Here is a 17,918-nt window from a genome sequence, read left to right as displayed (position 1 = left end):
CGGTTAGAGGAACCAGTATCCCTCATCGGTATCGTCGATTTCGCCGCCGTTCTCCGACATCAGACGCTCGCGCAAAACGACTGTGAATGCGCGCCCCAGTGCTTCTTCGGCGGCGCCAATTCGTGATTCATCAACGGGAAAGACCATACAAGAAGTAAATTGGGCACCCTCAGCCCTCGGCAACACCCTACACCTGCAATAGCGGCTCTGTGTGGAGCGCACTAGGGGTACTGTTCAAGCATTAAGCGCCACGAACTCATCAATGGCAACATAAGTTATTGCCTAATGTAACGAACACTCATGACATTCGGCCAACATTAAACAATTCGAAATTCTTCGTACTCACACGCCATGCGACCGCACATACGCCCTGCCGAAATCAGCGAAGCGTGTACTTCTGCGAAGAGACCTGAAGCCCGTGTTCACCCTGTATGCAGATGACACCGAGCTTCATGTCCGTAGTGCACTGGAAGTCCTCGACATCCAGAACTTCGCCGTAGCCGAGCACCTTTGCCTGTCCATCCTGCTTCATGAACTCCGTGTCGCTCATTCCGAACATTTCGGCCTTTTTGCCGGCGTACATACGGGAAGCATTAGCGGGCCCGTAACCGCCATCCGCTTGCTGGACCTCAGGGGCATTGGGCGGAGTGGCACCCATGTGCATACAGCCGACGAATTCGCTGGTGATCACACACTGGTGCTTACCCGACTGAGTCTGGAAGTAGTACTTGCCGTTGGCAGCGAAGCCCGCGGGGTCGACTTTCTTGCCATCGAAGGATGCACCCATCGCGTTTTTACCTGCAGGTTTTTCTTTTTCCTTCGGCTTTTGCGGCTCGTCAGAGTCCTGCGTTGGAGTGCTCTCCGTGGTGGCCTCACTCGGGGCTTCCTGCGCTGGTGTGCTGTCGCCGGTTGATACCGACGCTTTATCTGAACCACAGCCGGCAAGGGTCAGTGCAGCGGCAACAGCAATGGCAATGCGAACAGTCTTCATGCATTCACCTTTCGGGAACTTTCCACGACTTTCGTACAGAATACCTGCCCGCAGACACTTCTGGCAGGTCGCCCAAGATCACCCAATACCGGTTTCATTTAATGAGATGGCGGTTGCGCAGACCAGGGTTCAAACACTCATCGAACCCGCGCCTGCTGACTTAGAGGATCGCAATGATGCAGACCCCGAATACACCCAGGAGAAACCGGAAGCTGCTCAAGAGCAAAGGCGACTTCAGCCGTGAAGAACTGACGGCCTTCCTTGTATGCCTTGCTGAGCGCGTCCGCGCCGACGACGTCCATCCCCGATCTCGAGATTTACCGCCGAACAAATGCGGGCAGTGACAAGGTATCGCCGTCGCAGGATGGTGCTTTGTGTATCCTTTGGGTGTCGTTGACGCCTTGAAGGAGCAAGCAAGTCCCATGACCCACCCACGCGCCGTGTCAAAGGAAGGCTTCGGAGCCCGCGCCCTGCGTTTCCTACCGCGCCGCTCGGACTGGTCGCGCGCGACGATTGGGCGCGACCTCTCGGCAGGGCTCATGGTGGCCCTCGTCGCGCTCCCCCTCGCGCTGGGCTTCGGCGTTGCGTCCGGCGTCGGCGCGGCGGCCGGAATCACGACAGCCATCGTCGCGGGCATCCTGGCCGCGGTCTTCGGCGGTAGCAACGTCCAGGTGAGCGGTCCGACCGGCGCAATGACCGTCGTGCTTATCCCCATCGTGGCCACCCACGGCGCCGACGGAGTCCTCGTCGTCGGAGTATTGGCGGGCCTCATGCTGCTCGTGCTAGCGGTCACCGGTGCTGGGCGGGCGATGAAGTACATGCCGCTACCGGTCGTCGAAGGGTTCACGGCTGGCATCGCGGTGATCATCGGCCTGCAACAGCTACCTGCAGCACTCGGGGTCGAGGCGGAAGGTGAAAAAGTCCTCAGGTTGGCGTGGGACGCAATCACAGCTTGGCTAGGCGCTCCGGCATGGCAGGCACCCGTGATGACCCTCGCGGTGGCGGTCGGAATTGTGGTTGCTGCGCGCGTTCGTAGTGGCTTTCCCGCAGCACTGGTGTTGGTAGCTATCGCAACGGCCATCAACGTGCTGGCAGGTAGCGGGCTCAAGACCATTGGTTACATCCCGTCGACCTTGCCTGCTCCGCGCTGGCCACAGATCCCGTGGGAGCACCTGGACTCGTTGCTGTTGGCGGCAGTCGCTGTTGCTGCTCTCGGGGCGTTGGAATCGTTGCTTTCTGCGACGGTCGCCGACGCGATGACCGTCGGCGACCGACACGATCCCGACCGAGAGCTCTTCGGCCAGGGCATCGCCAACGTCGTCGCTCCCCTGTTCGGCGGGATTCCCGCGACGGCAGCGATCGCTCGAACTGCCGTCAACGTGCGGGCAGGCGCAGGCACACGCTTGGCAGCGGTGTTCCATTCGCTACTCCTGCTCGTCGCCGTGCTTATCGCGGCCCGGTGGGTGGGCGAGATCCCCCTCGCCGCGCTCGCCGGCGTGCTCATCGCCACTGCGGTACAGATGATCCACCCGCGGAACATCGGCTCGGTGGTGCGGGCCACCAAGGGTGATGGGGCCACCCTGCTTATCACGGCCGCCGCCACTGTCGTGTTCGACCTTGTCGTCGCCGTGCTCATCGGCCTTGTTGTGGCAGGCTTCTTCGCACTGCGCGATACCGCCCGCACGGCGGTATTCGAAGCGACCCCACTGGACAAGGGAGATCACCGTGACGAGGAACGCGAGCTCCTCGACGAACACATCGCCGCCTTCCGTGTCGAGGGCCCACTCTTTTTTGGCGCGGCGCACGATTTCCTCCTCGAACTCGCTGGGGTCTCGACAGTTAAGGTCGTCGTGCTCCGCATGCGCTACGTCACAACCATCGACGCCACTGGCGCCCAGATGCTCGCCGACACGATCGGGCGCCTCGAACGCCGTGGCATTCGGGTCTTACTTTCCGCCACGAAGCCTGAGCACGTTCCGGTGTTACGCGAACTCGGCGTCTTCGATCAACTCGCGCACGAGAATAACGCCTTCGACAACACCCTCGACGCCATCGCTCACGCCCGGTTGCACGTCGCGCGCATTCAGCATGAAGAATCCGATGACGCACCAGAGCCTCCCCAGAGTGACCAGCACAACAAGTAGCGCTGTCGCAGGACTATCATTCGAAGTACGCCACCCCTGCGACATCGTCGCGCGTCGGAATCGGCAACTCATCGACCCGACCGACATCCCGCGCCACATCCAGAAGAGCCCTGCCTATGTGAGGCCGCCGGGCCGCCTTTGTCAGGATGTCGCGAACCTCGGCCTCCATAGATTGCCCGTGCTCCTTCGCCTGAGATGCGAGCTGTTGCTTCACGTGGTCATCGATACCACGCACGATGATGAATGCCATCGGAGCCACCTCCTTCTGTTATCAACCATGAACGCTTTGCTGGAGATGGGGCCAGGCCGGATCGTCGACGGCGACGAGTCGTTCGAGGTCGTGCACAGAGATTCCTGTGCTTGTCAGATTTACATTTCCAGTTGCAGAGCAGTCTCTTCCTCGTCGACGATGCTCGACTGCCCGGACGTCGGGATCTTGTCGTGCTTGTCGCGGCCTAGGTCCCAGGTGGGGATTCGACGCAACTAAATGGGCGGGTATCTCAGTGGGATGATGGCTGGTTTCCAGCCGATGCTTTTACTCCTTAAGCTTAGCCGTTGCTTTCGGTGCTGTGTTTGGAAAGTGCACGCAGCCACACCCGGGTGACCCACTACCCTGGTCGCGATCATCGCCTCGTCGAACCCGGCCGAGATGGCTTGGTCTATCGCGAGCTTCCTCAAGCTGAGGAAGCCCCTTCCTGGGGCTCGTTCATCAACCTGCAGATCGCAGACGAGGACATCCCGCTTTCCATGTTGGAAGCCGGGGCGCTCCCTGTGCCGGAACCGCATGCTCGGAGGGCCGATTCAGCCAAGATTCACCTCGCATGCGGTGACGATCGCCGATGCTGCGCTGATCGCTTCCCTGACGTCCTGGAGGGTCGCCGTCGGCTGATCATCGCTGGGATATTCTGTCGCGTTCCGCACCTGGCGCATCCATTCGAACTCCTCGAGTGCAGCGTCCTCGATGAACTCGGCGGCAGCCACTCCCGTGTTCCGGTGGGCTCCGCCAACCGGGCGCACCCGCAACCCCTTCGTGGCCAGCACGGCGACGAGCGCCTTGCGCGCAGCGTCGTAGGCCGCCGTGAACGCCATGGCCTGGTCATCGGAGCCGGCCAGCGCCTCAGCGGTGCGCACATGTTGTTTCGCCATCTCGATCACTGTCACCGCATAATCCCTGTTTACCGCGACCCTTTCCAGCCGGCGGTTCGCGAGCATCCGAGCGATGACGTCAGACATGAAGATTCCCAGTCATCACGTCAAGGGTGGGGCGTGAGCGCAACGTCGCCACGAACGGCGTCGGGTCATCCGTCTCCCAATCCTCGGTGGAAAGTCTGGTGACGTTCACCGGCACATCGAGTCGCTCCCCGGTTTCGGAAGCGATCGCCGCCAGCACCCGGCGCGGAGCAGAACCTAGGACGAGGACATCGATATCGTTAGGGAACTGCCCTGCTTCGCCGGCTCGTCGGGCTGCCCAGGATCCGTAGATCAGTACGCGCTCGACCCCCTCCACCCCGTCGAACTGCTCACGGAGAACGGGCACAGGCCCATAGGTGGCCTCGATAATCTCGCGCATGGGCCTGAACAGCGGATGCTCATCATCGGCTCGCACAAGTCGATTGCGTCCTTCATGACGGTCCCGGAGAATGCCACTCTCCACGAGCCGCCCCACCTCACGATGAACCACCGGGCTACTGACGCCGGTGCGGCGGCCGAGCTCAGCCAGTGAGAACTCTCGGTCGGGATGACTCAGGGATTCCGCAAGGATTGCCCCGACCGCGTCGGAGCGCACAAATGGAGTCAACTGTGAGCCGGGAACCTTCACAGAACGAGAATATATCTTCCACTTATGGGAAGTGTCAATGGTGCACGTCAGACGTTAAACCTGAGCTCGACGACGTTCAGGCGGTTAGGTACATCACGACCGCGTCACTTGCGGACAATCGCCGAGGGCCGCCAGCGTGCGAAACCACCCTCGGAACTGGGCACCGGCACTTTTGTCAACGTCTACTGGTTGAGGGGTAAGTTAGGACTCAAGTCGCCAATCAAGCCCGTCGCGGAGGAACAAGATCCGCACATGGCGTCGATCCGCTGACCCCTGCCAGAACTCCACGCGAGTGGGAACCACGCGCCAGACGACCCACTCGTCTGGATTAACACCCTCCTGCGCCGCAGCGCTTCGAGCGCGCAGGTCGGCCAAGCACTCTTCTCGCGAAGCCTCGATCACGGGACCACGCACTCGCACGGAGCGCATGATTGGCTGCCACCAGAAGGTGAGCGCCGCATGTGAACTAGCCTCCAGTTGGATGGCCTTGGCGCTCGTACGAGTGCTGGCGAATGCCCACCCGTTAGCGCCCACGTCTTTCAACACCAAGACCCTGGCATCGGGCACCCCCTGCGAGTCGACCGTCGAAAGGGTCATCGCGTGCGGCTCAGCGACCCCGCACTGGCGAGCGTCCTCCAACCAGTCGAGGAATAGGGCAACCGGATCGTCAGGCACGTCATCGAGGTTTAGCGGCGGTGCAGCTCCCGTCAACGACGGGATCGAACGCAGCAAGGACCTGGTCTCGTCGGTCATGCGACCTCCAAAGGGGAAATCGTCGCGATCGTGTCCTGAAGAGCCCGGCGTTCAATCCGCAGCTCGTAGTTCGACTGCAAGTTCATCCAGAACTCCTCGGACGTGCCGAAGTACCGCGCCAGACGGATTGCCGTATCGGCCGTAATCCCGCGCTTACCGTGCACGATCTCGTTAATACGTCGCGGAGGCACACCGATCGACACGGCGAGCTTATTCTGAGTGATCCCGAATCCCTCAATGAAGTCTTCCATCAGAACCTCGCCAGGGTGAATCGGCGCGTAAAGCTTCTCAGTCATCATGCACCTCAGTGGTAGTCCTCGATGATCACATTCTCCGGGCCAGCCTCGGTCCACACGAAGCAGATCCGCCATTGGTCATTGTCGCTTCGCGTTAAACCTGAGCTCCATGATATCGCCGTATAGACCTTATTTGGCACGAGCCAGCGGGAATCGTTCTATCACCCTTGTAGCCAATTCTTCGGTGCGCTTCTCGATGTCGTCAGCCGTCCAGGACTCCTTCACTGCCAGGTCGGCGTTCAGTGAAAGCCCGTTTCGATAGCCAATACGCCGACCTTTCGAATCCTGACGGTCACGCTTCTCCAGGAACGATTTATTGCCGAGGTTGCTGTTGTATGCGGTGATGGTGAGATTACCGAGCTTATGCTTGTGCTTATCCTGAATCTCGGCAGCTGTATCCTCGCCCCCGAGCATCTCCAGCCACCCAGTCGGAAGGTTATCGCCCTGAGGAAGGATGTGTTCGATCGTCCAGACGAATCGGTTCTTTTCCTGACGCCATAGGTCGACACGTGTCTCCTTGGTCATAGCATCCTCGGCCAACGTCGCAAGGACGAATCGAGCAACATCGCTATTCTCTTCGTAGATGTGTCCCAGAAGCCGTGTACGGAATACCTCATCGGACACAGAGACTGCGTTCAGCCTTTCGCCGACGATCTCCACCACTTCGTCCCCTCGGGCATCACCAACAGCGTCGATGGTCGTCATGAACAGTCTCGCCAGCGCGTGAGTCTGTGGAGACCCCGTGAGGTTGCGCCTGACAAAGAAGCTCGTTAGGAGGTCCACGACGGTCTCAATGTGTGAATCCGTCAAGCCCAGATCAGACTGCTTCGATATCAGCCACATGAGGAGTACATACGACGGCGCACCCTGAGCTCGCATCAAGCGTTGAAAGGACCGGTCGAGGGCCGTCGGCTGGTCGGGTTCAATGACGCAATTGATTCGACCGTAGATCTTGCTTGATGCCACCAGCGAATCGACTACGCACTCAAGGTTTTGCTCGAGGAGTTTCTCATATACCCGAATGAGGTTTGACTTCGTGGCGAGCGTTGCGTTCGGGACTTCGGGCAGCGCTGCCTTAAACGCGTTGTAGTAGTGACGGAGGAAACGTTCCTGGGTCGAGTAGTTGTCACCGAGGTTAATCAACATCTCGTTCCAGTGATCAAATGCCTCGTCAACGCCCATGATCTTTTTCTTCTCTGACTCCGCGAGAAGGTGGTTCTTGATCAGGTCCACCGGCGAGAGGGGCATCCCACGGTTGTTCAGGGATTCAAACAGCACAAATGCATCGGCGTGGTTGGCCACCTCAATCTTCACGATCACCGCCTGCAAGGCCGCCTCATACACCCGCAGAGCAGCCTTCGGCTGTGTAACTTGCTCGGTCTCGGCCAGCTCATGGATCGCGGAGCGGAAATAGTGATAGCACTTAGCGATCCTACGAACCGGGAAATACGGCTTCCGTTCCTCTTCAACCGGCAAACCGGCCTTTTCGAGCACCGCTCGGTAGTCGGAGAGGTTGTGACCCTGCTTCTGCGGCCACACCCTCGGCTGCTGGTCGGCCTTGCGCACCAGCTGACGTCCAAGGTTGGTGACATCCGTTCGTGTGTCGTCGTCGAGATCGTCGAGGTGTTCCTTCAACACTGAATAGACGGCAGCCAACAACAGGGTGAGTGTCGTCAATCGCTGCTGACCATCGATAACCTCCAGGATGTTGCCCTTGAGCGTGTCCGTAGTTTGGTCGAGCGTGATGATGGTTCCCAGAAAGTGCGCACCTTCGGCTTCGATGAGATCGTCGAAGAGGTCTTCCCAGTGAGGCTTATTCCAGGTGTATTCGCGCTGGTAGGGCGGGATCCGATACAGCACGTTGGCTTCGTGACTGAAGAGCGTGTGCACAGGATACTGGTTGGCAGACTTAATCATCGAACACCTCGTTGCTGACGCGCCCACATGCGCTTGGCCTGTCCGTCGATGATATCGCGAACCATAACGGACGGGGCACGTGATTCCGTCACTTCCTACCCCAAAGGTAGGTCCACTATACATTAACCTGAACTCGACCACGTCTCCATCGGCCATAACGTAGTCCTTACCTTCCATGCGGACCTTGCTAGCCGCTTTCGCCTCGGCCATCGAACCCAGTTCATCCAGGTCCTCAAACGACACGATCTCAGCCTTAATAAAGCCCTTCTGGAAGTCCGTGAATGACACCTGCCGCCTCGGGAGCGGTCCACCCCTTACGGATAGTCCACGCACGAGCCTCCTTCGGGCCCGCCGTCAGATAGGTCTGCAAGCCCAGCGTGTCGAACCCAACCCTGGCCAGCTTGTCCAGGCCAGGTTCATCCTGACCCGTGGATTCAAGCATTTCAGCAGCTTCTTCAGGATCCAGCTCAATGAGTTCAGCTTCAAACTTCGCTTCCAAGAAAATCGCCTCGGCTGGCGCAACGAGTTCGCGCATCTTCGCCTGCATGGCTTCGTCGGCCAGCGCGGGCCATCTGCGGAAAGATCGCCAAGACTCATCTGGAGGTCGCCCAGGCAGCGGACAAAATCGGCGTGAACAACGCGCCCTTCCGTGTCCACCGCTTTGTGCCGCGGGCCTCCGCCCCGATGCCGCCGCTGGGTGCTGTCGCGGCCACAACCAATCACATCGAGGTGGGCACCGGGGTCATCGACATGCGCTATGAAAACCCGCTCCACCTCACCGAAGAGGCCGCATCGCTGTACCACATTTCCGGTGGCCGCGTGGCGCTGAGCGTCTCACGCGGCGCCCCCGAGGTGGCTGACCGCGACTGGGAGGCCCTCGGCTACAAGGGCGAAGCTCCCAACGGCGCGGACGTGGCACGCGCCCACCTCGAGGCGTTCATGGCTTCAGTGGACGGCAACGGGTTCGCCACCGCTGGACCGGCAGTACCCCAACATGTTCCATCCCGGCTCCGCCCTGCCGGTCTTCCCCATGGCACCAGAGCTGCGCAAACACATTTTCTACGGCTCCGGCACCCACACCTCGGCGGAACAGGCCGCCAAGGACGGGCTCAACCTAATGTCCTCCACCCTGGTTTCCGAGACCACCGCCGAGACCCTGGGCGAAATCCAGGCGGATCAGATCAGCCGCTACCGCGCCGCGTGGAAGGAGGCGGGCCACGATTGGACGCCGCGCGTGTCGGTGTCGCGATCTATCTTCCCCATCGTCGACGGCGCGGACATGCAGTTGTTCGGCATGCAGGCCTCCGGCTCCGACCAGGTGGGCACGCTGCCTGACGTCGGCGCCTCCACCTTCGGCCGCACCTACGCCGCCGTCATGTCCGCCGACACCCTGCTCATCACCATCCCCGCCGGGATGGGCGTGGACGTCAACGTGAAGATCTTGGACAACTTCGCCACGCATGTCGCCCCCGCGTTGGGTTGGCAGCCGAATCGCGAAGGCCCAGTTACCGGCTATCCCATCGCCTAATTCCCGCAGGTCGCAAACTCTTCGCTTCAATGTCAGTTCAGTGTGTTTTGAATAGTTCAGTAGTTGCTGTATAGTTCAGCACATGCTGACTATTGCTTCACGCCTCGATGTCATGAACCGGCTCGGCCGGGCCATGGCGGATCCGACGCGCTCCAGAATCCTGATGACCCTACTCGACGGCCCGAGCTACCCGGCTGTGCTTTCGCGCGAGCTGGACCTGACCCGCTCGAACGTCTCGAACCACCTGACCTGCTTGCGTGACTGCGGCATCGTCGTCTCCGAGCCGGAGGGCCGCAAGACCCGCTACGAAATCGCCGATCCGCACCTCGCGGCAGCGCTCAAGGCGCTAGTGAACGCGACGTTGGCTGTCGACGAAAACGCCCCGTGCATCGACCCTGAATGCTCGGTGCCCGGCTGTGGCGAGAAAGGTGCGGACGCATGAGTTCAGCATGTGGATGCGAACACGAACCAGCCACGGAAATCGAAGATCTCGATCGGCCATGGTGGAAGGACCCCGAACTACTGCTACCGATCTTCTCTGGCGTAGCCCTCGGTATAGGCCTGGCGCTGGACTGGGCCGGATTGGAGACACCCGCGACAATACTGTTCTGGGTCGGCCTGCTGCTAGGGGCGTATACGTTCGCGCCTGGAGCGATCCGGAACCTTGTCACAAAGCGCAAGCTCGGCATTGGGTTGCTGATGACGATCAGCGCGGTCGGCGCGGTGATCCTCGGCTTCGTCGGAGAGGCCGCGGCTCTAGCGTTCCTGTACTCGATCGCTGAGGCACTGGAGGACAAGGCGATGGACCGGGCCCAGGGCGGACTGCGGGCACTGTTGAAGTTGGTGCCGCAGACCGCGACGGTGCTGCGCGACGGCACGGCGGTCGAGGTCGCAGCGAAGGACCTCGTGGTTGGCGAGCTGATGCTCGTTCGCCCCGGGGAGCGGATCCCCACGGACGGCATCATTCGTTCCGGACGCTCCAGCCTTGACACCTCAGCGATCACCGGAGAATCCATTCCGGAGGAGGTCGCACCCGGCGACGAGGTGCCCGCGGGAGCGATCAACTCCGCCGGTTCGCTGGAGGTCGAGACGACCGCAGCTGGAACGGACAACTCGCTGACCACACTCGTGGACCTAGTCGAGCAGGCGCAGGCGGAAAAGGGCGACCGCGCCCGGATCGCCGACCGGATTGCCCGACCCCTCGTGCCCGGGGTGATGATCCTGGCGGTGCTAGTCGGCGTGATCGGCTCGCTACTGGGCGACCCCGAGACGTGGATCACCCGAGCACTGGTGGTCCTGGTCGCAGCGTCGCCGTGCGCGCTGGCAATCTCCGTGCCGCTGACAGTCGTGGCCGCCATCGGGGCAGCCAGCCAGTTTGGCGTGGTCATCAAGTCCGGCGCAGCGTTCGAGCGGCTCGGCGGCATCCGTCACCTAGCGGTGGACAAGACCGGAACCCTCACCCGCAACCAGCCCGAGGTTACCGACGTGGTCCCGGCAGACGGATTCAATCGGGCGCAGGTGCTTAATTTCGCGGCGGCAGTTGAGCAGCAATCGACGCACCCCCTCGCCGCGGCGATCGCGGCGGCGGGGCCCGAAGCGCCCGCTGCCCTGGACATCAGCGAGGAAGCCGGGCATGGCATCGGCGGCACCCTCCAAGGTCGACGGGTGCTGGTGGGCAGCCCCCGGTGGATCGACGCCGGGCCACTGAAGGCCGATGTTGAGCGCATGGAGTCCGAGGGGCAGACCTGCGTCCTGGTCACCGTCGATGACGCCCTTGCCGGGGCGATCGGAGTCCGCGACGAGCTGCGGCCCGAGGTGCCCGAAGCCGTGCAGACCCTGCACGCCAACGACGTGGAAGTGAGCATGCTCACCGGCGACAACACTCGCACCGCCCGGGCACTGGCTGAAATCGCCGGAATCGACGACGTGCGCGCCGAGCTGCGCCCGGAGGACAAGGCAAACATCGTCGCCGAACTCTCCTCCAAGACGCCGACGGCGATGATCGGCGACGGCATCAACGACGCGCCGGCACTGGCGGGCGCGACGGTGGGCATAGCGATGGGAGCGACTGGCTCCGACGCCGCGATCGAATCCGCTGACGTCGCCTTCACCGGCCATGACCTCCGGCTGATCCCGCAGGCTCTGCAGCACGCCCGCCGAGGCAGCAGGATCATCAACCAGAACATCGTGCTATCTCTGGCCATCATCATCGTGTTGATGCCGCTGGCGATCAGCGGTGTGCTGGGCTTGGCGGCCGTCGTGTTGGTTCACGAGGTCGCCGAAGTCATCGTGATCCTGAACGGCCTGCGGGCCGCGCAAGCGAAGCGCTGAGCCACACTTTCACCCAGCGCGCTGGCTCTCCAACGCGGATCTTAGAAGGATCGAGCTGCTCAGGAACCAAGCGTCATCTCAAAACTTTTGATGCCGAGCTTCATCGACACGGCCCGCGACTACCTGGGCAGCGTGTTTGGCAAAGGGCCCCACACCCATCAGCGTTGCAGATCCGTCGCCGGTCCAGTAGCCGTAACCGACTAGATGCAGATTCTCCACTTCAGGTTCGCGGTCGCGCATGAGGTGGCGGAATGGGGCAAGGGCCGGACGGAAACCAGTGCACCAGATCAAGTGGTCGTGGTCGAGCTCGCTCAAGCTATCGAAGATGGGGGTAGCGGTGAGCTGACCGGAATTGCGGAGTTCACGCAGATGAGGAAGTGCGACAATGTCCCCGAGGTCCGGGCCGGAATCGCCGCCGAGAATCCGGCGGCGGCTGTTGAGAAAGAGATCGCGGCCATCGACATCATCAGGCATCCAGCGCGGTTGCTCACGTGTGAACCATGTGACCTCCGACGCCCCAATGAGGTCTGCGGCGATCTGGGCACCCGAGTTCGCCCCGCCGACCACCGCGACCTTCGCGCCGCGGAATGGTTCGGGACCAGGGTAGGTCGACGAGTGCCACTGGCGTCCCTGGAAAGTGCCGGGATAGTGGGGCACGAAGGGCGCGGACCACGTGCCGGTAGCCGCGATAACGTGTTCCGCTGTGAATTGACCGACGCTCGTACTGAGGTAGAACATCCCTTCCTCATGGGACACGCTGTGAACGTGCACCGGGCGCCTAACCGGGAGGTCATAGCGTTTTTCGTAGTTTTCCAGATAGTCGATTACATGGCTTGCCGGCGGGTACCCCGGGTACCGCGGCATAGGCCAGCCGGGCAGATTGGAGAACTCCGCGGCGGAGAAAAGCGTCAGTGAAGGCCACGTGTGCAACCACGCTCCACCGGGTTCCTCTTGGTTGTCTAGGACCAAGAAGTCCACTTTGAAGCGCCGCAAGTAGTACGACGTGGCTAGGCCGGACTGGCCACCACCGACGACGATAGCCGTGTGATGCTCAGCCACTCGGTCATCCCTCCATAGTCTCCCGGAAGCAACGCTCCGTGTCGCTTCTCACCTCACCGGGCACATGCCCGCCCAGTCGTGTCTCGGCGAGCTCACCAACGGGAGGGAGCTTGTCAATGGTATTCAACAATCTCCGCCTCAACACCCTGCGTTACACGTTGAACTTGAACTCCACGGCATCTCGTTGCAAAGTTACTCCCTCTCGTTAACACCATCAAAAGGAGTGTTATCCAATGAAAGCGTTCGGCTTCTTAAGCTCCGGGCATTACGCTTTTGGCAGCTAGCAGGGGCGATCTGCGGAAAAGATCGCCAAGACTCATCTGGAGATCACCCAGGCTGCGGACGAAATCGGCGTGAACAACGCGTCCTTCCGAGTCCACCACTTCGCGCTGCAGGCCTCCGCCACGATGCCGCTGCTGTGTGCTGTCTCGGCCACCACCAAAAACGAGGTGGGCACCGGCGGCATCGACATGCGCTAGCGCATATCGGGGTTGTAGCGTTTGAGTCATTGACTCCCGTCGTCTACAAGTACCTACACACTTGATCGGTGCTGCACGTTTCAGGGTCCGGGTGCGCGGCGTCCTGTCTGAGATCCGCGATAGTGTCGCGTAGCACGGAGAGCTGCGCGATCTGCTGCTCGATCTCAGCGAGGCGCACGTCAAGCAGGTCGCGCACGTGCTCGCAGGGCGCATGGCCGCCGTCGCGGATGTCGAGGATCTGGCGGATCTGGGCGAGGGTGAGGCCCGCGGCCTGGCCGCGGTGGACGAAGTCGATCCGAGCGACCATCTCGGGCGCATAGTCGCGGTATCCGGACGGCGTGCGCTCGGTCGGGGGCAGAAGGCCCTGTTCCTCGTAGAAGCGAAGGGTCTTCGCGGTAGTGCCCGCCCTCTCGGCGAGTTCTCCGATCCGCATTGCTGTCTCCCTCCGTGGCCGCGCTTGACCTTCCCCTGCACTGGAAGGTCCAGTATGGCTGAGACAGAGCAGAAAGCCAAGAGTTGACAGGAGCAGCGATGCCTACGAAGTACGATCTCGCCATCATCGGATCGGGAGGCGGCGCGTTCGCCGCTGCGATCCGCGCCAGCACGCTCGGGAAGTCGGTGGTGATGATCGAGCGCGGGACGCTCGGCGGCACCTGCGTGAACACGGGCTGCGTCCCGTCGAAGGCGCTCATCGCCGCGGCCGGCGCGCGGCACGTCGCCGTCGACGCCGCAACCCGGTTCCCCGGGATCGCGACGACGGCGGATCCCGTCGACATGCCCGCGCTGATCGCTGGGAAGCAAGCGTTGGTGGAGTCGCTGCGCGGCGAGAAGTACGCCGACGTCGCCGACTCCTACGGCTGGCAGGTCCTTCGCGGCGACGCCTCGTTCGTGGGCACCCCTGATGCGCCGGTTCTCGATGTTGCCAGAGCCGACGGAAGCGTCGAGACCATCGAGGCCCACCACTACCTGGTCGCGACTGGTTCTCGCCCGTGGGCACCGCCGATCGACGGCCTGGAGGAGACCGGATACCTGACCTCGACCACGGCGATGGAGCTGACGGAGGTCCCCGAGTCGCTGCTGGTGCTCGGCGGCGGCTACGTCGCCCTGGAGCAGGCGCAGCTGTTCGCCCGCCTCGGTTCGCAGGTCACGCTGCTCGTGCGGTCTCGGCTCGCCTCGAAGGAGGAGCCGGAGGTGTCGAAGGCGCTCCAGGAGGTGTTCGCCGACGAGGGCATCCGCGTCGTCAGCCGCGCAGTGCCCACCCGGGTCTCCCGCGGCACGGGAGGCGAGGCCGTCGTGACCGCCGCCGTGTCCGGCGGCTCGCAGGAGTTCCGCGCCGACCAGGTCCTGGTCGCCCTCGGACGCCGTCCCGTCACCGATGGCCTGAACCTCGATGCGGTCGGGGTGAATACCGGAGACTCCGGCGAGGTGGTCGTCTCCGACCGGCTGCAGTCCTCGAACCCGCGGATCTGGGCCGCGGGCGACGTGACCGGGCACCCCGAGTTCGTCTACGTCGCCGCCCACCACGGCACCCTCGTCGCCGAGAACGCGTTCGCCGACGCCGACCGGTCCGTCGACTACGCCCGCCTGCCGCGGGTGACGTTCACCGGGCCCGCGATCGGCGCGGTCGGGATGACCGAGAAGGACGTCCTCGCTGCGGGGATCCGCTGCGACTGCCGCGTCCTGCCCCTGCACCACGTGCCCCGCGCCTTGGTGAACCGCGACACCCGAGGGTTCATCAAGATCGTCGTGAACGCCGAGACGTACGAGATCCTCGGCCTGACCGCCGTCGCCAAGGACGCCGGGGAGCTCGCCGCCGCAGGCGTCCACGTGCTCGGCAGGACCGTCGCCGAGGTCGCCGACGCCTGGGCCCCCTACGTGACCATGGCCGAGGGCATCCGGATCGCCGCGAAGGCCTTCACCACCGACCCGTCGCTGCTGTCGTGCTGCGCATGAACGGCAACGCAGGCAATCGGGGAGATCTCATCCTGAAGAGATGCAGACGATGAGCGCCGATCAGGACCGCGACGAAGGGCGCGCCGGTCCCGTCGTCGCTACAGGGACCGGGCTGCTCTTGCTGGCATGCTGCGCGCTTCCGTCGCTGCTCTGCTGCGGCCTGCCGTTCATCGCGGCGGGCGGAGCGGGAAGGAATCGTCGAAGCGCGCAAGGATAGATTGGAATCGACCACCCGCCGTTTGCTCGCGATGGATTCAGCCATCCGCGATGCAGCCAAACTGAGCAATCAGGTCTGGGTGACCAGCCCGATTCGCGCACACCACATCACCGCACACGCGAACAGTATTCACGACATCATCAACGCGTTCGCGCAGCATGTGCGGATGAATGTGGAGGATGCGGAACGTCTCCAGGTCCAGGGCCGGCGTCAATCTGTGATGTCGCGAGCGGGAGACACGGTCAATGCTGCGAATCGCGCCCGTCAGTCTGCGGTGGAACAGGCGCAGAAGGCCACCGAGAAAATTCGCGACATGAACGAAGACCGGCTGCTTGCGAAGGCCGCTGAAATCGAAGCCCGACGGGAGAAGGAGGAGCAAAAAAGCGTTCGAATCAACCGGTGACGAGGATAATACTGAGGCTGGATCCCGGCCGTCGCGACGCGGTCTCCGCTTCCGCCGAGACGAGAAAGGGTTGTGGGCACCTAGGCTGGGCGGCATGAACGACCTGACCATAGCGCCCGGCCCGGGGATCCCCGACGGTGCGGTCATCGCCGCCGCCGATCTCGCGGAGCGTTTCGCGAAATCGTCGGCTCCAGGCGGCCAGGGCGTCAACACGACGGACGGCAAAGTCCAGCTTTCCATCGATGTCGCCGAATACGCATCGCTTACCGACGCCCAGCGTCACCGTATCTCGCGCAACCTCGAGCACCGCCTAGACGGCTCCGTCTTTACCGTGACTGCGTCGACTCAGCGGTCTGTGTTTCGCTCCTGGTCCTCTCGCTTGCACCTGCGACACAGCCTCGTGCCCCCGGGCCGTAGCATTCGGGGGAGCACAATAGCCCCAGTCCTCATCACGTCCCGGGATCAAAGAGTTCATCGCAGAGGTTAAGCACTACACGTTAAACCGGAACTCGACCACGTCTCCATCGGCCATAACGTAGTCCTTGCCTTCCATACGGACCTTTCCAGCCGCTTTCGCCTCGGCCATCGAACCCAGCTCATCAAGGTCCTCAAACGACACGATCTCAGCCTTAATAAAGCCCTTCTGGAAGTCCGTGAATGACACCTGCCGCCTCGGGAGCGGTCCACCCCTTACGGATAGTCCACGCACGAGCCTCCTTCGGGCCCGCCGTCAGATAGGTCTGCAAGCCCAGCGTGTCGAACCCAACCCTGGCCAGCTTGTCCAAACCAGGCTCGTCCTGACCTGTGGACTCCAGCATTTCGGCGGCTTCTTCAGGATCAAGCTCAATGAGCTCCGCTTCAAACTTCGCGTCCAAGAAAATCGCCTCAGCTGGAGCAACAAGTTCGCGCATCTTCGCTTGCATGGCTTCGTCGGCCAGCCCATCCTCATCAGTGTTAAACACGTAAATGAACGGCTTGGCGTAGGTGCTGTTCGGTGTCGTCACGTCCGGATCGCAGTCCTTCAACCAACCGGTCCAGTCAGTGCATCTGATATAGGTGTAGTTCTTGTCAAGAGGGCAAGACGATGCGCCACCGGGCTGGATGCCTGGTGGCGCATCGTCCTTTATTGACCCGAAGTGGTGTTGATGAGAGGTTTCGCGTGTCTGTCGACGGCAATGTCAGCCTGATATTCGCGGGTTGGTTACCGCAGGACGGTGCTTTCGGCTCGGCACCCCACGCCTGTCTAGCATCGAGCGTCACCGCCGGTGAGGGTGGCTGCTCATAGGTGTATCGCGAGTCGTTCCGTTCGCTGCGTCACCCCTTCGCTAACCGGTCCTCGGGCCAAGTTCATGGGGGCCTCGGGGCTTATTCCTCGAGGACGGCCAGCGACCAGCACCATCCCGCCAACTCGCGAGCGATCGCGGCGTTGGCCACGTTGTTGGGCTTCTTACGCTTCTTGAACTGCATCCAGCGTTTGTTGAGGCGCCGGTTGCCCAGGTCCCCGCGGGCCCTCGCCGCTGGGGAGGCGAGGTCCCAACGGTCACGGACCATCTTGCCCACCACGTAACGGTGCTGATGATGCCGGGCGACCTCGACCAATAGCCGACGCGCATGACCATCGCCGGTCTTGTTGATCGGCCCCAACGACCGTGACTGTCCCGAGGAGTTCTCCGAAGGAACCAGGCCCAGGTAAGAACCGATCGAGTTGCCGCTGAGCCTGCTCCAGCCGCCGATCTCGACCGCCAGCCCTAACCCGGTCAGCGTCGAGATCCCCCGCAAACACCCGAGCCGGCGCACGACATCGGTATAGGGGCTGTTCTCGGCCATGGCGGTGATGCATTCATCGAGACGATCGCGGCGCGCGGTGATCGTGACAACACTGTCGTAGGCCTCATCGAATGCGGCCTGCACCAAAAGCGAGTCGAACCGTTGCCTTCGCAACCAGGCACCGTGGGCACCCACCCACGCCTGCCCACCGGAGTAGACGATCCCCTGACGCAGAACAGATTCGACAATCGGTGTCTGGAT

Annotated in this window: 19 protein-coding genes and 3 pseudogenes; 8 read left to right on the top strand and 14 right to left on the bottom strand. The window is 62.2% G+C overall.

What is annotated here, in order from left to right; all coding sequences use genetic code 11:
• Positions 1-3: 3 nt before the first annotated feature.
• Positions 4-147 (bottom strand): hypothetical protein, encoded by a 144-nt coding sequence (locus tag MHX53_RS05675; protein WP_204514595.1) that lies wholly within the window; start codon positions 145-147, stop codon positions 4-6.
• A gap of 232 nt (positions 148-379) precedes the next feature.
• On the bottom strand, positions 380-991 hold the full coding sequence (locus MHX53_RS05670) for a hypothetical protein (protein WP_204514596.1): 612 nt from the start codon (positions 989-991) through the stop codon (positions 380-382).
• A 422-nt stretch (positions 992-1,413) separates the two neighbouring features.
• Between MHX53_RS05670 and MHX53_RS05665 the strand changes: the two genes are divergently transcribed.
• Positions 1,414-3,135 carry a SulP family inorganic anion transporter gene (locus MHX53_RS05665; protein ID WP_239271545.1) on the top strand — a complete coding sequence of 574 codons (1,722 nt, stop codon included), beginning with the start codon at positions 1,414-1,416 and terminating at the stop codon, positions 3,133-3,135.
• A gap of 16 nt (positions 3,136-3,151) precedes the next feature.
• Here MHX53_RS05665 and MHX53_RS05660 read toward each other — a convergent pair whose 3' ends face one another.
• The 7 genes and pseudogenes from MHX53_RS05660 to MHX53_RS05630 form a co-directional block, all read right to left on the bottom strand.
• Entirely contained in the window at positions 3,152-3,385 is a 234-nt protein-coding gene (locus MHX53_RS05660; RefSeq protein WP_239271544.1) for a toxin-antitoxin system, read from the bottom strand.
• A gap of 551 nt (positions 3,386-3,936) precedes the next feature.
• On the bottom strand, positions 3,937-4,368 hold the full coding sequence (locus tag MHX53_RS05655; protein ID WP_239271543.1) for a HEPN domain-containing protein: 432 nt from the start codon (positions 4,366-4,368) through the stop codon (positions 3,937-3,939).
• The gene (locus tag MHX53_RS05650) at positions 4,361-4,954 is read right to left on the bottom strand and encodes a hypothetical protein (RefSeq protein ID WP_239271542.1); all 594 of its coding nucleotides are present in this window, start codon (positions 4,952-4,954) and stop codon (positions 4,361-4,363) included. Before MHX53_RS05650 ends, MHX53_RS05655 begins: the two co-directional genes overlap by 8 nt.
• 201 nt (positions 4,955-5,155) lie before the next feature.
• Positions 5,156-5,707, bottom strand: coding sequence for a pyridoxamine 5'-phosphate oxidase family protein (locus tag MHX53_RS05645; RefSeq protein ID WP_239271541.1), 552 nt, complete (start codon positions 5,705-5,707; stop codon positions 5,156-5,158).
• Complete coding sequence (locus MHX53_RS05640) at positions 5,704-6,003, bottom strand: HigA family addiction module antitoxin (RefSeq protein ID WP_239271540.1); 300 nt, start codon at positions 6,001-6,003, stop codon at positions 5,704-5,706. The genes MHX53_RS05645 and MHX53_RS05640 overlap by 4 nt, the downstream gene beginning before the upstream one ends.
• A gap of 129 nt (positions 6,004-6,132) precedes the next feature.
• Positions 6,133-7,920, bottom strand: coding sequence for a DUF262 domain-containing protein (locus MHX53_RS05635; protein WP_239271599.1), 1,788 nt, complete (start codon positions 7,918-7,920; stop codon positions 6,133-6,135).
• 126 nt (positions 7,921-8,046) lie between these two features.
• A pseudogene (locus MHX53_RS05630) lies at positions 8,047-8,482 on the bottom strand (DUF933 domain-containing protein); the annotation flags it as partial.
• A 68-nt stretch (positions 8,483-8,550) separates the two neighbouring features.
• Between MHX53_RS05630 and MHX53_RS05625 the strand changes: the two are divergent.
• From MHX53_RS05625 to MHX53_RS05610, 4 genes and pseudogenes are all read left to right on the top strand, one after another.
• Positions 8,551-8,721, top strand: a pseudogene (locus MHX53_RS05625) (alkane 1-monooxygenase); the annotation flags it as partial.
• Positions 8,722-8,914: 193 nt separating this feature from the next.
• Positions 8,915-9,448 (top strand): flavin-dependent oxidoreductase, encoded by a 534-nt coding sequence (locus MHX53_RS05620; protein ID WP_239271601.1) that lies wholly within the window; start codon positions 8,915-8,917, stop codon positions 9,446-9,448.
• A gap of 82 nt (positions 9,449-9,530) precedes the next feature.
• Positions 9,531-9,890: a metalloregulator ArsR/SmtB family transcription factor gene (locus tag MHX53_RS05615; RefSeq protein WP_239271539.1), complete on the top strand. Its 360-nt coding sequence runs from the start codon at positions 9,531-9,533 to the stop codon at positions 9,888-9,890.
• Positions 9,887-11,779: a cation-translocating P-type ATPase gene (locus MHX53_RS05610; protein ID WP_239271538.1), complete on the top strand. Its 1,893-nt coding sequence runs from the start codon at positions 9,887-9,889 to the stop codon at positions 11,777-11,779. The genes MHX53_RS05615 and MHX53_RS05610 overlap by 4 nt, the downstream gene beginning before the upstream one ends.
• A 78-nt stretch (positions 11,780-11,857) precedes the next feature.
• Here the strand turns inward: MHX53_RS05610 and MHX53_RS05605 are convergent, their stop codons facing one another.
• Positions 11,858-12,838, bottom strand: a complete 981-nt coding sequence (locus tag MHX53_RS05605; protein ID WP_239271537.1) for an NAD(P)-binding domain-containing protein — start codon at positions 12,836-12,838, stop codon at positions 11,858-11,860.
• A 353-nt stretch (positions 12,839-13,191) separates the two neighbouring features.
• Between MHX53_RS05605 and MHX53_RS05600 the strand changes: the two genes are divergently transcribed.
• On the top strand, positions 13,192-13,317 hold the full coding sequence (locus tag MHX53_RS05600; protein WP_102237628.1) for a monooxygenase: 126 nt from the start codon (positions 13,192-13,194) through the stop codon (positions 13,315-13,317).
• A gap of 43 nt (positions 13,318-13,360) precedes the next feature.
• Here the strand turns inward: MHX53_RS05600 and MHX53_RS05595 are convergent, their stop codons facing one another.
• Positions 13,361-13,750, bottom strand: a complete 390-nt coding sequence (locus MHX53_RS05595; RefSeq protein ID WP_005884416.1) for a heavy metal-responsive transcriptional regulator — start codon at positions 13,748-13,750, stop codon at positions 13,361-13,363.
• 98 nt (positions 13,751-13,848) lie between these two features.
• Here MHX53_RS05595 and merA point away from each other — a divergent pair, with 98 nt between their 5' ends.
• Complete coding sequence (gene merA, locus MHX53_RS05590; protein ID WP_239271536.1) at positions 13,849-15,270, top strand: mercury(II) reductase; 1,422 nt, start codon at positions 13,849-13,851, stop codon at positions 15,268-15,270.
• A gap of 218 nt (positions 15,271-15,488) precedes the next feature.
• Positions 15,489-15,890 (top strand): hypothetical protein, encoded by a 402-nt coding sequence (locus MHX53_RS05585; protein ID WP_219722342.1) that lies wholly within the window; start codon positions 15,489-15,491, stop codon positions 15,888-15,890.
• Here the strand turns inward: MHX53_RS05585 and MHX53_RS05580 are convergent.
• The 3 genes and pseudogenes from MHX53_RS05580 to MHX53_RS05570 form a co-directional block, all read right to left on the bottom strand.
• A complete protein-coding gene (locus MHX53_RS05580; RefSeq protein ID WP_239271535.1) occupies positions 15,880-16,197 on the bottom strand; it encodes a hypothetical protein in 318 nt (105 codons plus the stop codon). The genes MHX53_RS05585 and MHX53_RS05580 overlap by 11 nt on opposite strands.
• Positions 16,198-16,380: 183 nt before the next feature.
• Positions 16,381-16,867, bottom strand: a pseudogene (locus MHX53_RS05575) (DUF933 domain-containing protein); the annotation flags it as partial.
• A 388-nt stretch (positions 16,868-17,255) separates the two neighbouring features.
• The gene (locus MHX53_RS05570; protein WP_239271534.1) at positions 17,256-17,801 is read right to left on the bottom strand and encodes a transposase; all 546 of its coding nucleotides are present in this window, start codon (positions 17,799-17,801) and stop codon (positions 17,256-17,258) included.
• Positions 17,802-17,918: the final 117 nt, after the last annotated feature.

Origin of the sequence: Brevibacterium sp. ACRRH, from assembly GCF_022346365.1 — a bacterium.
In the GTDB taxonomy this organism is placed as follows: Bacteria; Actinomycetota; Actinomycetes; order Actinomycetales; family Brevibacteriaceae; genus Brevibacterium; species Brevibacterium paucivorans.
The sequence above is the reverse complement of the archived record's forward strand: the minus strand, read 5'-3'. Positions and strand labels throughout refer to the sequence as shown.

Excerpts from the sequence above, each read along its gene's own strand:
- MHX53_RS05610 (WP_239271538.1), top strand. The coding sequence starts at position 9,887 with ATGAGTTCAGCATGTGGATGCGAACACGAACCAGCCACGGAAATCGAA.
- MHX53_RS05665 (WP_239271545.1), top strand. The coding sequence starts at position 1,414 with ATGACCCACCCACGCGCCGTGTCAAAGGAAGGCTTCGGAGCCCGCGCC.
- MHX53_RS05615 (WP_239271539.1), top strand. The coding sequence starts at position 9,531 with ATGCTGACTATTGCTTCACGCCTCGATGTCATGAACCGGCTCGGCCGG.
- MHX53_RS05635 (WP_239271599.1), bottom strand. The coding sequence starts at position 7,920 with ATGATTAAGTCTGCCAACCAGTATCCTGTGCACACGCTCTTCAGTCAC.
- MHX53_RS05645 (WP_239271541.1), bottom strand. The coding sequence starts at position 5,707 with ATGACCGACGAGACCAGGTCCTTGCTGCGTTCGATCCCGTCGTTGACG.
- MHX53_RS05595 (WP_005884416.1), bottom strand. The coding sequence starts at position 13,750 with ATGCGGATCGGAGAACTCGCCGAGAGGGCGGGCACTACCGCGAAGACC.
- MHX53_RS05660 (WP_239271544.1), bottom strand. The coding sequence starts at position 3,385 with ATGGCATTCATCATCGTGCGTGGTATCGATGACCACGTGAAGCAACAG.
- MHX53_RS05620 (WP_239271601.1), top strand. The coding sequence starts at position 8,915 with ATGTTCCATCCCGGCTCCGCCCTGCCGGTCTTCCCCATGGCACCAGAG.
- merA (WP_239271536.1), top strand. The coding sequence starts at position 13,849 with ATGCCTACGAAGTACGATCTCGCCATCATCGGATCGGGAGGCGGCGCG.
- MHX53_RS05640 (WP_239271540.1), bottom strand. The coding sequence starts at position 6,003 with ATGACTGAGAAGCTTTACGCGCCGATTCACCCTGGCGAGGTTCTGATG.
- MHX53_RS05655 (WP_239271543.1), bottom strand. The coding sequence starts at position 4,368 with ATGTCTGACGTCATCGCTCGGATGCTCGCGAACCGCCGGCTGGAAAGG.
- MHX53_RS05675 (WP_204514595.1), bottom strand. The coding sequence starts at position 147 with ATGGTCTTTCCCGTTGATGAATCACGAATTGGCGCCGCCGAAGAAGCA.
- MHX53_RS05670 (WP_204514596.1), bottom strand. The coding sequence starts at position 991 with ATGAAGACTGTTCGCATTGCCATTGCTGTTGCCGCTGCACTGACCCTT.